The 14,395-nt window shown below is 51.8% G+C and carries 5 protein-coding genes; 3 read left to right on the top strand and 2 right to left on the bottom strand.

Features of this window, described 5'->3' with window-relative positions; translation table 11 throughout:
* Window positions 1–496: 496 nt before the first annotated feature.
* Complete coding sequence (locus tag GAC_RS02505) at window positions 497–10,978, bottom strand: ICP22 family protein (RefSeq protein ID WP_012658988.1); 10,482 nt, start codon at window positions 10,976–10,978, stop codon at window positions 497–499.
* Between the two features lie 567 nt (window positions 10,979–11,545).
* On the opposite strand from GAC_RS02505, the gene GAC_RS02500 reads away from it, so the two are divergent.
* From GAC_RS02500 to nuoI, 3 genes are read left to right on the top strand one after another with little or no spacing between them, the layout of a single operon-like run.
* Window positions 11,546–11,986 (top strand): HesB/IscA family protein, encoded by a 441-nt coding sequence (locus GAC_RS02500; protein ID WP_010267743.1) that lies wholly within the window; start codon window positions 11,546–11,548, stop codon window positions 11,984–11,986.
* Between the two features lie 10 nt (window positions 11,987–11,996).
* The gene (gene lepB, locus GAC_RS02495) at window positions 11,997–12,716 is read left to right on the top strand and encodes a signal peptidase I (RefSeq protein WP_010264705.1); all 720 of its coding nucleotides are present in this window, start codon (window positions 11,997–11,999) and stop codon (window positions 12,714–12,716) included.
* A gap of 15 nt (window positions 12,717–12,731) precedes the next feature.
* A complete protein-coding gene (nuoI, locus tag GAC_RS02490; RefSeq protein WP_011114403.1) occupies window positions 12,732–13,214 on the top strand; it encodes an NADH-quinone oxidoreductase subunit NuoI in 483 nt (160 codons plus the stop codon).
* Between the two features lie 804 nt (window positions 13,215–14,018).
* Here the strand turns inward: nuoI and GAC_RS02485 are convergent.
* On the bottom strand, window positions 14,019–14,395 hold a 377-nt coding region (locus GAC_RS02485; protein WP_037349316.1), incomplete at its 5' end, for a hypothetical protein.

Below are 14,395 nucleotides of genomic sequence, written 5' to 3'. Positions count from 1 at the left end.
CTGCATGAAAGTAGCCCCACTGTGCTAGAGAAGCTTAACTTGGTTTTTTCTAAATTCGATAGATGCCTTGCCGGGAAGCACGCCTTGCTTGCGCAGATGTCATGAGCCACTTGTGCGAAGGTTAGCCCCCTGATGCGCTGGTTTTTGTGCATCATGTATTCCGGCTTGTAGTTGTACCTGTGCAATATGGCCCGCACGGATCGGGGTATGCATCGCACTGAGAGGGAGTTTTACATGGCTTAGGTGAGATCTGGCTCCGCTGGGTTAATAAACTGTACGATTGGTGGTGCGCCTATAGGCTGCTATAACCCTCATCAAAGCCCCGCGGTGAGCACTGCTGCAGTGTAGCCGCTGTTAGAGGCTGGATGCCGTGATACGTAGCTCATGTGCGCGAAGCAGCCCTCCGAGGGAGGCCGCGTTTCCTTGTGTTATAACACACAGGTTCGCGGGATGAGGGGCTGCTCCATTTTAATCATATGAGATTGCCTTTGAGCTCTCATTGTTGAACGCTGCCGCGGCGACTTTGGACAGCACTAACTTCTTCCACTTCCGGATCCGTTATGGTGCTTGAAGGTACGTCTTCTGCTTCCAGCCATTTTCCTCCCGCACCTTGTTTACGGTTCTTAAGATGCGCATCACCATCGGCAGCACGTAACCTCTCTTCGTGGTTTTCTGATTCCGGTGAAGAGTGTTCCTCAGCAACCTCAGATTTTGTTGCCTCAACAGTTTCTGAAGCGCCACCACGGTGGCTTTCTTCTCCCTTTGCAACGTTGCGATCATTGCTACGCTCTTGCTGTACCTCTTGTGCTGCGCGTTTTCCTGGCTCAGCAGTTTCTACAAAGCGGTTTTCTGCCTTGGAACCAACAATACGAGTGAAGATGGGATAGAGAAACTTCTGGACAAAAGAGGTTACTGCATCCTTGACCCACTGCCACAACCGCATATACCAAGGCTGCTGGGCTTCTTCACCCATCTTGTGTGCTTCACTACTCCTGCGCACTGCCACAGCAGACAGGGGAGATGTTTTTGGCTTGTCGTCAGCGCCGTGGTCATGCCCATCATCCGGTGCTCCCTTACCGCTTCCAGCGTCAGCGGAGCGCGCAGAGCTTATATCAGCCTGCCGAGCTTCCTCCTGCTGTTGCAATGATGCCTGAGCTTTACCACCCTTGCCCAGGATTAACATCACCGCTGTACGGGCTACCGAATAGAACCAGTTTACCACGTCAATGATCCACTGCCACACTCTCGAGTACCAAGGTTGCTGGTCTTCTCCCATCTTGGGCATTTTCTGGAACAGCTTTGTAGTAAGGCCTGCAGCTCGTCTGTCGGCCGGCTGCCTACGTCTAGCAGCTCCAATACCGTCTTTCCTAATTGATCCCTCCCTATGCATACCTCTTTGACCGTATGCTCTGTCGAGGTGTATTGCCAAGAAGCTAGCCCCCACTTTCTGACACTGCCTTATAGACACGTCAGGATCGGTAAATATGTCTTGCTGGTACGAGTCAAGCAGCAGCGTATCAGCTGTATTGAGCGATGCATTGTTGCCCAACCTAGCTAACACGGCACTTTCTATCCTGCTGCTATCGATAGTATATGCACCGCATCTTCCGCGCAGGAACCTAATACCATCTTCGTCATTGTGCTTGTAGAAGGCCATTAGCATGTCTGTAACGTCAGCCTCACACAGTGCATACGCACCTGTCTCGTCTGTGTGTAGAGTCCCCAGAGCGACAGAATTTTTCAGAACCCTGTCTAAGCAGGATAGGGTACGCACTGGGTCTATCCGGCCGGTGCGCAGTGCATCGGCTATGGTTGCTATAACCTTCTCCACGCGGTCATGCTCTGGCGGAAGCGCAGCCTCACTGCACAGAACTTCAGCAGAATCTACATCTCTCAGGCTAAACATGTTTTGTAGGAGAGTAGAGTCCACAACAACGAATTGCTGCCCTATTGATTCACGCACACTTTTGATCGACTCACGCAGCCCTTGCAGACCCCTTTGCTCGTAACTACGGGTGAGTGCACCTACTGCGACACTTCTCAATTCCTGCAGTACAACGCGGTTCCCCTCGGCATTTGACGCCTCTAGGCTCCGTACCGGAGCCGCATTTTCAATTTGCTGTACAACCGACTTCACAAGTGCGGTCACATTTGATACGATGCTGTCAAGCTGTCTCTTTGCTTGATGCAGGTTAGCGTCGGAATCCTGTATATCTGCAAGTTGCTTGGCAACGCTCTCCAAATCTCCGAGTGACATCAGCAGCGACAGCTTGTAGGTAATGACCTCAAACCTTGCTGCTAGGGCGCCAATATTGCCTTGTGGGATATCGCTGCTTCCCAACCGGTATACCACGTTGACGGTGTTGGGGTGCAGACTACCCGGTATACTATAGCCTCCTGTTCCTGTGAGCAGGGGCAGTAGGCCAACAGCGCTATTTAGAGCATTGACCACGCCTTTCTGTGCGGTATCCAGCTCTTTATTGAGCCCGTAGCCGTACAACAACTGCACGACCTGCGACAGATCCTGCGAAGCACCGGTTATCTTCTCCTGTAGCCCCGTATCAGGCGCCGCTGGTTTCGCTGGTTTACTTATAACCTCGGGCACATGTGATGATACATCAACAATTGTCTTGAACCACTGTGCAGCAGTTAGTGTCCTACCCGCAGAAGCCGAACTTTCCTGAGTCTGGGCTGGTGTAGCACCGCCACTTACCCGTACCAAATCTGTTGCGCTTACGGCAGGCGAGTTTGCTGCCTGTGCAGCTGTGGCTAATTTTGCAAGACCAGATTTGGTCAATGCCGCAATTCTATTGGATAATTGCACTACTTCTTTAGATGCCGCTATGCCGCGATCACGGTTTAGCATTGCATCAGTAGCGTATTCTATGTTCCCCATGAGCCGAACTATGCCGCCGTCTTCATGGTCTGCAAGCTTGGTGCAAACTTGGTTTAGCAGGGCCTTCGCGCTCAATGCATCACCAACCAATATAGTAAGCTCGTGCTCGACCTCCTGGTGTCGTGGGGCACCAATGATTCTTGACCCTGATGCGTAGGCCGATTCGCACAATACCTGAGCTGCGCTCTTTCGGGGCACGAAAACGTTGTTTCTAGTTTCCATGCACACCTTGGAGACTAGCATACCTGCGTCACGCGCTGCCTCGTACACATCTATCAGTGCCGCCGCGCGCTGGCGTACCTCCTGCGGGTCTGGCTGTGCACCACCAAGACTGCTAGCAGTGGCTCTCCATCCATCCAAAATGTTGTGGCTAGTTTCGCGTACATGCTCACATATAAGGTCGTGTGCCATGTGTACGGCGTGCATAGCAACTTGCACGAAGGCGCTGTAGTGTTGCACAGCATCCCGCTGCGCACCTTCCGCCCGGGCGGCATCACGTCTGTGAACAAGCTGTGCTGCCCTCAAATTATTTTTGCATTGCTCAAGATGTGACAAGACCTGCGCTACCAGACGCGCATCTCGCTGTATACGTGCATCGTAAAGAAACCCTACCAGGTTCTCGACCGCACCTAAGTGCATGAGCGCCCTGTTGCGTGCCGCTATTTCATCATGGCTTATAGCGCTAGCAGCAACTTTCTCTTTCTGTGCGCTATCTGCCGCACTTCTGGCAATAGAAACCATTCTGAAGATCTGCGACGCCCAATCTTCTCCCAATATCCTTTGAGGCTGGCTGGCAAACCTTTGTTGTGATGTTTCCTGCAATAATGTGACTGCGTCAGATAGCCCGCTGAGCATAGAGACCGCATCTTTGGACAATGGGGCTGCTACAAGCTTAGCATTCAACAGGCACTCCTGGCTCCGTGTAATTGCCTCCTGAAGCGCCCTCTCGTGCGGTACCACAGATTCTGTGTCGCGTCCACCCGCAACCTTAGTTAGTAACGTAAACAAGGCTGCCTGCTGCGCAATTTCTAGCTGGTGTCTGACAGCACGCAGATGGTGCAGGAGCTTCCCGCCTTGCAGTGTGTTATATATCCCGCTGTGGACGAGGAACTGATTTATACTTTTCAGCAGACGAGCAGTCCGGTTCAGATGTGTGATTGTCTTGTCGGGCTCTGCACCACCCTCGGTGTCGGATGATAGATGTGGCTTTTGCTGCCCCGCATCCATCGCAGCATGACCAACCTCAACCATTCTGGGCGCAAACCCTTTATAGCCATAACCCGGCACTATCTTTACATTTTCGGACGTGCGCGCCGCCTCTACCAACCCGAGCTGGGCGACTAGAGCACCATATGCGGCGCTTATCGCACATTGGTCACTGGGAGCCAAATTCCCATCGCGGTGCATACCGGCAATGGTGCTGACAACAAGTCTAATATCGTCCTGTATGCGCTCAGCCCCGTCTCTGATACCGCGTGTGCTGATGCGCTCCATCAAACTTTCTGCTGCACCGATGGCAAACTGTATGCGCTCTTTCTGTCCCTCAGTTAGATTGCTGCTATTGCTACCAGTTATCAACTCCTCCATCACGCCTTTGGCGTCGTTCAGTCCGGCAAATACTGTAGCCAAGTCTAGCACTAGCGGCGCTGCGGCCCTAGCGAGCCGCGAATGCACTGCTGGTGCAGTGATGGCAGTGCCACATGCCGCGTGGATATCATGCTGCACGCGGTCCAATAGTGTTTTAGAGATGCTGTTACCCGTTGTCTTACCAGCCCTAATTGCGGATACGGCGATTCTTGCTATCGCTGGATGCAGATCTTCCGAAATTTGTGCCCTGTTGCTCATCCCGGTGGAGCTGGCCGTCTGTTGTATCACGCTATTAAGCTCGGTGAGCATACCTGACACCAGGTCGCTAGTGATTTTCAGGGTCCCGTCCGACGATGCTTGTTGCTTGAGTTTTGACTCTACAAGTGTTTCGATTTGGTGCTCTTTAATATGAGCTGCCCCCAAGTGTTCCTCCCTAGCGACAGATTCGACCACAGCACTAATGGTTGCGATTAGTACCGTGCGTGCAAGCCCAAATGGGACGCCATCAACACTGTTTGCTGCGGTGGTTGCGCGCTGTTCAGCTTCCCTTTCGGAGACCTTACTGCTCTCTTCAACTACTGTGCCATTTTCCCAAAACTCTTGAGCAACGCTATGGATCTTAATAACCCCCTGTGCCAGGTTCTGTATCATTTCATCTGTAAGCTCAGCAAAAGCCACAGCGATAGGAGCCTTACTCGCTCCCGCGCTGGCTGCTGCGTGCGCACGTTTTACGGAATCACGAATCGTTGTGAATAGGTTTACAAAAAACTGTTCTGAGACCACAACGTGCTCCCGGCAATTTGCGACAAGGGAAAACACGCCTTTCGCTATTGTGTGCCACACTGTTCTGTCCCCTGCTGACAGGGTGCTGGCAATCTTCCACGCCAATGAGACACAACTTGACCTAGGAACCTCATTTGCGCTACCACCGCAGATCACCAGCGTAGTCGCATACTTTGCTGCTTCTTTGACCAAATCTTGGTCTACATCCTGCACCCCCTTCAGCGCAGCGCGTATTGCGCTCCGACAATGCTCCTTTTGAGTGTCTATGTATATGGAGGTGACCATCTTCTCTACGTGCCGGAATGGCACACTGTGGCCACGTACTGAAGCGTCACTGCAAGTGTACCGAGCGGCAGTGTGCATTACCACACTTACAACCCGTCTTACTAGCTCATCCCAAATTGTTGTGTCCTGTGCAAGTGCGCCCACTTGTACCATTTCGTCTCTAAAGCGCTGAAATGCACCGGAGACCATTTGCGCGGACAAACCCATTGTATTACCAGAAGCGCTTGCCGCCTCTGATACTATGCGCCTTACAGCATCACTTGGTAGGCTAGGCGGAATGGTACGTCTCCTGCTGTCATGTATAACAACCTCCTGTATCGCGTGCATTGCCGCCACGACTATGCCGTGTGCAACATCGGTATTGACGGTGACGGTTCTCTCGCCTTCACCGTATCTACTTTCAGCATGTGCACCTAAAAACTCGCTGTCAGGCATTATCAGCGCTTGTTCTACAACTCCTCCTATAAATGCTGCACGAGGCTCAGTTGAGTAGACAGATGCTGGGACTGCCTGGCCCAGATCGAACGTGATTTTCTGATCTATAACTTCTCTTACAAGATCCAAGCAACCTCTATTATGGGCGTTGTGTGCGGTGTACACCGCATCTTGATGCATGAGACCCTTGTGTAACCGGATTAGGTTGTCTATCATGGTGGAGATGACGCTTGCGTCGGAAACCATGCGGCTTTGCCTAGCATCGTTTGGTAGGCCTGCCACCATGACTTCATTCAGCATGTCACCCGGTATCCGGGCCTTCACCCCATCTATGGCTGTGCTAAGCTGCATCGCGTTGGAGCACGCTACCAGGGCATTATAAACAAACTGCACTGGAACTGCTGTAACGACATCATCTGTCGCAGATCCTGCTTCTTGTGCACCACGTGCGGCAGCACTCCTCCCAATCGCTCTTGATATTTCGCTCAGTACCACGATTGGGTCGTCTCTATTGGCCGCATTTCTGACGTGGGTGATATTATGCTCTTCTATCAACGCTCTTAGTGCTACTGCAAGATCAGCTCCGCTGGTGATAACAACTTTGCCGTCAGATACTGGCAGCATCCCTGCTATTTCTGCCAACCGATTGCCAGGAACCAGAGCGCGTACCCCGGCCGCAGCGGAACGTACTTGTAGCGTATACGCGAGCGTTTTTAGTGAGCTACGAACAAACTCTTCGGGGACTTCTACAGCTGGGGATTGTTCTAAAGTATTCAGTGCATTTATATCTACCAGCCTACCAACTACACTCTCTAGGTCTGTCAGCACTTCGCGCATTCTGTTGCCAAGCTGCCCTTGGAGGTTATGCCGCGAAATCTCCCTCGCACACGCGTGTAAAATTAAATGCGGTGCGTTACCATCTAGGAAATCGTAATTCCCTGAAGGTAGAGCAGCACCTATTTCTAAGAGCACAGAATTTGCAGAACGTAGTGCCTCCCTTAACTTACTGTAGTCGGCACCATTATTGCTGCGAGCAAGCGCTGTATCCGCATCTCCTATCCTCGCGCAAATAGCGGGCATTACGTCTAGTAGGCTGCTTTCTGGGTTATTCAGGCTATGAGCAGTGACCCTAGCGTTGCCAGAGGCCACCTTTATTGCGTGAACTACTATATCCTTCAGAATTTGAGCTGCTAGACGAAGGAAAACGAGCGCGTCCACGATGTGCTCATACACGACACGCGCCGCTCTCTGCAGGTGTTGCAGCGCTTTACTATCCCTGAGCTTCTCGCCAAGAGATACAAGAGATAATAGCGCATTTTTACAATAATCGAGCAATGCCTCCGCCTCCAGCGCGGCAGTGACACGCACGTTATAGGAAACAGACTCTGCAGCCTGCTTTACGTGATTGCCTGCATTTCGCAACTTGTCTAGCGCCAAGGCAACGCTTTCACCTCCGTGTTCTCGCAACGCTGTACCGTGCTCCTCAACTAGGCGATAAGCTCGTGTTATGTGATAGTATGCGTTGGTGGCCTTCTCTCTAAAACTGTTTACAAGCTCATGCGCAGTGCGATCTGTAGCAAAACCCTCCCGCTCGCTCAACACTTCACGTTTGGTAGCTAGCTCCAACAAAGCTGCCGCATGTAGTAGCTCCTCTGCCACTTTTTGGCTGCAGAAAACCAAGTGTGGGTTGTCAGAAATAGAATCAACTATTTTGCGTGTTGCGCTTCTCAGCTCTAGCCTGAGCGTACCGCCGTGGCCCCCTACAGGGTCTATAGCACTTATTATGTCTTTTGCGGCATCGTTCAAACTATTAGCGAAATTCTCAATACTGATTTCATGGAACGGCCCCTTGTACGCGTCGTGCGCACTCTCCAAAGCTGCACGTAGCCGTTCGTATGCCGATACGAGGTTCCGGTCTTCTGATGACACAGCCCTTGCATTGAACGTCTGAAGTGTGTGTCTAATACGCTGCGCTGGGTGCTTGTTTGCCACATCGCGAATCATCTGCAATATTTGCTGCGCATCTTCAGATATCTGAGTAATACTTTCCGCGTTTGGAGAAGGCGTGGTCCCCGCGGCAATAGAATCGCAGACGTGCTGTATCTTTTCGGTTATAGTCTGGGTGCGCGGCACAAGCTGCACAGCAGCGCTTATCCACTGCCTGCCTGTCAGCGCAGACACAACTGTAAGAATGGTGCCGATATGTCCGAGCAACTCCTCAACGCATGCACGCAGACCAGCACTGTTAGAGCTACCGACGTTGGCGGCAGCGGTATGTAGCGCACTCATGGCGCGCGCGAGTTCGTACCGTGTTACATAGGCTTGGGTTCCTGCGCTGCATTTTGCACTTGGGTCTATGACGTTACACTCGCGCGCCACTTTGTAAACTAGCGCGGCAGTTGACGCAACAGAACACCTGGCAACTATTTCCTGTGCGGCGCTTGGTGATACCTTACCACATGACTGCAGCAGCGACATTACCGCTTTTATGGCGTGTGCATCTTGATCGCTGCCTATTTCACACCTACGATTTTCAATCCAGGTTACTGCACTGGCGACTATGGCATCCTGTATTGGATTGTGCACGAGATCGCTTCCGGGCACTGCCGCAACTGTCATCGCATGGGAGAGAATATCTGCAGAGTCGGCCTGCAACGCCGAACGTGCCACATGCCCCGCTAATAATCTTTGCCCTACATCGCCGGAACTTGGGCACAACTCGCCTATGAGACGTGTGACCAGCTCTTTTGCGCTATTCACTACCGATTGGTCGGCACTCCCGCTAGCTGCCACACCGATGATTCTCTGAATAATGGACTGATTCTGCCGCCCCTCTGCCTGTGTTAGGTGGTGGGCGAGTACCGCACCCAGCGCCTGGTTGCCTGGTTGCATCAGTACTCTGATTGCAGCGGTGATATCTCCAACGTTTTGCGGTTTGGCAACATACAAATCCAGCGCGTTAAGCGATGCTGCATTTCTGTGTGACAGCACGCTGTGCAGCGTTTTAGGATCACTTAAAGCATCAACGTGCCGCTGCAGGGCATATGCTAGCTTGCCTTGTTCTGCAGCCGTAAGTATTTCATCAAGCAGCGCAGCGTAAGCAGTCGGAGCCGATCCTCTTCTTTTAGCTGCGGGCGCCATGTCATCTGAGTCACTTGGTGCCCCAGCGCGTTTGGCAGGAGCGCTCTTAGCTCCAAACCCCTGCACTCTGTTTGCCACTTGGCGTGAAATGTCACCTAACTTCCGCGACTGATCACTAGCAACGTCGCCAAGTTTATCTAATAGATCGCGCATCGTGTTTACAAGATTGTTTAGGAGATCTATTACTTTCTTTCGCAGGGTTTGCAGCGCAGCAGCGTCTGCGGCAACACTGCTAACCTTGTCTTTCGCGCTCTGAACTTGCGTGCCGATATCCTGCAAAATTTTGGAAATCGTTTCCAGCAACGCAGACGCGCCTTCTGGAAGAGTCTGAGCCTCAAGCTCTACTACCACGGTTTCGACGTCATTCTTAGTTTTTGCTGCAAACTGCAAGAAACTGTTATGTGCTCCAGCGCCGCTTACCTGGTGGTCGTCGCTATGGCGTGAGACGTGTGTAGCGTGTGTGGTGCGTGGAAAACGGCCTCCATTACCCTGCCGCGCCGCCGCTTTTACCTTCTTGGGTGCTGCTTGTTGCGTGCGTGTCGCTGCGCCGCCTTTTGCTGGTGCTGTCTCAGGTGTAGCGGACTCAGTTGCTTCCGACGCTACTGCACCGCTTGCTTCTAGATCTACTCCGGTAGAGGTGCGCAACTGTTCAAACTCATCCTGCGATAAACCCGACTCACTTTCATCTCGATCGTACGTAGCACCCTCAACGTCGGTCGCATCCTCTGTCGCCACATACGAAACCCCATCACCAGCATCTTGTTTGCTAACAGAGACGGCGTTGTTGCCGTGCTCCTCACCAGGCTGCACGTCGGTTTTTACGGTAACATCCCGCTCATTATCCTTTCCTGTATTTGCTCCTTCAGCTGTTTGTGCACTATCTACACCTTGCGCAAGTGCTGTGACGCTCGGCTCAGTTGCGACGTGTTGTGCACCTGTATCAGTGTGGCTAGTCGCCACACTAGCTCCAGTCATGCTTTCTGTCTGTGCTCCATGTGTGCTACCGGTAGTTGCTACTTCTTCTGTCTGACTAGTACTTTGCAATGCCTCTCCACTGCCGCTCTCCTCTGCGGTTGTCTGCTCAGAAGGTGAGCCTCGTTTATCATGTGCCTCGGCATTGTGTCGCGTCGGTGAAGGCTGAGCATGGCTGGCCGTTGTTTGAGTGCGGTCCGCACTAGTCTGCGATGCACCATGTGCCTGCACGCGATATGCCTTTTCGTATGCGTCTTGCGCCTCTTTCCGATATTTCTCCGATTGCTCGCTCCTCTGCTGTTGTGCCTGCTTTAAATCGCTATCATCGACAGGGGTGGAGTACTGCCAGGACTGATCAGCACTCCAGCTACGAATGTTGCTGCTGCTCGACTGCTCGGTCACAGCAAGTAATGACGCTATAAGATCGTTGGCAACAACACCAAACGTTTGACTGGACTTCGCGCACTCTCCGACACAAGTTTTACACAACTTCCCCAATATCTCCAAAGCGATCGCTGGATTTCGCTCAGCGTTGCACTTAATTGCTTGCTCTAGTAGAGACTCATTCGCGCTGTTTAGGTGCAGCGTTCTCTGCAGCACTGAGGCAGAAAACCTTCTGCACAGGAGCTCTACTGTCTGCTCATCCCCACTCTTTACCGCAGCTTCCAGTATGCAGTGGTCGGTGCCAAAGCCTAGCTCTTGCTCCCAAGAGGGGGCATCAGCGCTTCTACTGCTATTTAGATGCTGCAAAAGTCCACCGGCACCCTTCTTCGTATATGTGGTATAGGCTTGTGATACAGGTTGTGTGCCAACAATACCTGGATGGTGAGTACCGGTACTGGTTGCCGCAGTAGGGTTGCCCTGTGTTGCTTCAGTCATATGAGTTTTCCTGGTTGGACGTCGGAGTTGGGTTTAGAGCAAGCCACACCCTGGAACTGCAAAGCGCTAGGACTGCGCTCTGGCCACCCAGCCACTCTCCAAGATTGTGTTTTGCCTGTAAAAATGCTACCTGCAGTTATGTTAACATATGGTAAACATATAACCTGGTGCCCCCGCGTACATGGCACTATGAATGCATACTTGCAGTATACATAGTGAAGTCAAAGTGGCTGCTGGATTGGATATATGTTGCATTGTGGGTTGGCAAAAGTGGCCCTATTTTGCCTGGCAAAGTATGTCGATTTTTTTAATATTTGTGTGCAACTCGTTTGTGAGACAACTTATAGTCTATTCGGTAGGTGTGTAGCGATGTGTACCACCGCAACAACCTCCATAAATGTTGGGTGATTAGGCACGTGAGAATCATACAAGTTTGGTTGCCACACAACTTTCTTCTGCGCCTGTATGGCTGTGTGTGCTATGTATGCGGCGGCCCCGCAATCTGTTTGACATACTAAAAAAGTTCATGATACACTCGCCGGGGTTTTTGTTAGCGCGGTTGTTTCTATGTCCGGTCTAGAGAGTTGTGGGCTTACCCTAACCGAGGGTGCCGTTAATAAGATCATGGCTGTTTTGCGAGAGGAGGGTGGTTCCTCGCTTCTTAAGGTTTCTGTGCAAAGTGGCGGTTGCGCTGGGTTTAAATATGAGTTTGCCACTGGTTCATATGAAGACGATGCAGACTCCTCCGATGAATATCCGGAGGATGATGATTCGGGGTTTGACGACATGGACGGCGATGAAGAAGATAACGATGAGGTTGAAGGTGGGTCAGACCTCATACTCTCAGATGCTTCTGGAAGGCCGATACTATTCGTAGATCGCTGTTCTAGGAAGTTCTTACAAGATTCTACCATAGACTACGTAGAGGATATTAACGGCTCCAGATTCGTGGTCAACAACCCTGCCGCCAAGTCTGGCTGCGGTTGCGGGAACAGTTTTTCATTGTAGGAGGGGTTGCTTGTCTTCTGTTTCTAGGGAGAGAGGTCCTTCCCTATTTAGAGTTTTAGGTGTAGTGGCGGCTGCGTTGTTGACTGCAGTTATCTTCCGCAGTTTTGTAATGGAGCCGTTTCACATACCCTCTGGTTCAATGAAGAGCGGATTGCTCGCGGGGGACTATATATTTGTCAGTAAATACAGTTACGGGTACAGCCGCTACTCAATTATACTGTCTCCCCCCATTTTCAAGGGTAGGGTTCTATACACTACTCCCCAGGCTGGCGATGTTGTTGTATTCCGTCTGCCATCAAACCCCGGTACAAACTATGTGAAGAGGGTTATAGGCCTTCCGGGCGATAAGGTGCAAATAATCGGTGGGCGCTTACAAATAAACGGCAAGGAAATGGGTTATAAGCGTATAGAGGATTTTTTCGATGGCAACAAATCCTTTAAACAGTACACTGAAACTCTGTACAATGGCAAGTCTTATGAGATACTAGACGAGCTTGAAAACAGCTCCTTGGACAATACTCCAGTTTACGTAGTGCCCCAGGGGCATATTTTCGTGTTGGGGGACAACCGGGATGATTCCAGAGATAGCCGCTTTGTTACAGAGGTTGGCAACATACCGATAGAAAACATTGTGGGCAAGGCTTTGGTCATTGTACTCTCGTTCAAGAGGGGCAAGGGCTGGCTTCCTTTTGAATTGAGGTTTGATCGGGTGTTTCGCGCTGTAAGGTAATAAACGGGGTAGCAGATGCGGCGAGTTATGGTTCTGTTCGGGGTTGTCATTGCGGGTGTAAAAGGGTTCATGCTAACATTGGTAAGCATGTTTAGGCCCAAGGTCACGCTTCGCTATCCTTCTGAAAAGGGCCCATTGAGTACCAGGTTTCGTGGGGAGCATGCACTGCGCAGGTATGATGATGGTGAAGAGCGCTGTATAGCCTGCAAGCTGTGTGAGGCCATATGTCCCGCACAGGCAATCACTATAGAAGCGGCAGAGCGAGGGGATGGTAGCCGCAGAACCGTAAGGTACGACATAGACATGACCAAGTGCATATACTGTGGTTTCTGCCAAGAGGCCTGCCCGGTTGACGCAATCGTTGAAGGTCCTAACTTTGAATATGCCACAGAGACCAGGGAAGAGCTGATGTACAACAAAGAAAAGCTGCTCTGCAACGGGGATGTTTGGGAAGAGGCATTAGATTTTCGAATCAGGAAGAACAGGCCGTACTACTAACCTACATACTCATCTACTGCCCCTCAGTCCCCTGCATTCTTCTAGTTATAAAACGACGCAGTTCCGACTGTTTGTACCTGTGACGCCGTGGTTGCTCGCGTTACCCACAAAAAGCTCTATGCTCCTGCTGCCATATCGCCGCAACCCTGATGCCACAGCCCCTGGCATCTCAGCCCAACTCTACTCACTGCCAAGGCCACAGCTGAAGTTCTCGGTATCACCTACACCTGCTTCTTATGCACTTCGGTATAGTCAAATTTACTGGTATCGCCTGCACCGCCAACACAGCTGAAGTTCCTTGTACCACCGACTAACCCAAGCCCCTATCTCCGAACTCCCTGCACCTCATTCGTACCTCCTACCTTTGGCACTCAGCCCAACTGGGCACCGCCACCAAGGCTACCACCTCTGCTGGGTAGTGACGGTGCAGAGGTGGTGGCATTGGTTGGGCTGGGTGTCAAGGGTAGGAGGTTAGTAGACGAGGTGTGGGCTTGTGTGTGATTGGGAAGACAACATTGGGTGAGTCCCAAACCTGTAGAGTCAGGGGGAGCCGGGTTATTGTCAGGTGGTACCAAGAACTTCAAGTGTGTTGGTGCTCAGTAGAGTTGGGCGAGATGCTAGGGGTAGGAGGTTGAAAGATAAGGTGTAGGTAGTGCTGTGAGGATGTAGGCGCTAGGTTATGTCGGTGGTACCAAGAGTTTTGAGTGCGCCCGGTATCCGGGGAAATGAGGCGCCCCCTGGGCGCCGGCGATTCAAGTTTCTGGTGCTGTAAGGCTCCTGCCCAGGCTGCTCACGGGGAAAAACTTACCAGCCTCTGGACAGGTGTTTTGTAGGTGCTGGAGGTTGTTTACCTGCTGGTTGTTGTGAGGTACTGCTCGCCGCCGCCATATCGTTCTCTGCTTGATTGATGGAATCGGCAAGTACTTTTACTGCGCCTTCAACTTCGGTGCTAAGCTTTGCATCCTTCGGCTTCTGCCCTGTAGATTGCGATGCAGCGCCATGTGCTTGTTGTGGGGCATCGCTCGCCACACCGCTCTTTGCCTTTCCAGCAGCGGTACCAGTAGCATTCAGCGCCGATGATGCCGCAGTGGCCTTTGTTTTTTGTTCTTGCTTGCCTTCTGCAGTTGTTCCGCTATGAGCACGCAAGGATGATTGTGCCGCTGCTGCTAGCCTGCTTAGAC

It is taken from the genome of Anaplasma marginale str. Florida, assembly GCF_000215485.1.
GTDB lineage: Bacteria > Pseudomonadota > Alphaproteobacteria > Rickettsiales > Anaplasmataceae > Anaplasma > Anaplasma marginale.
Note: the sequence above shows the minus strand (reverse complement) of the source record. Positions and strands in the feature narration are given on the sequence as shown.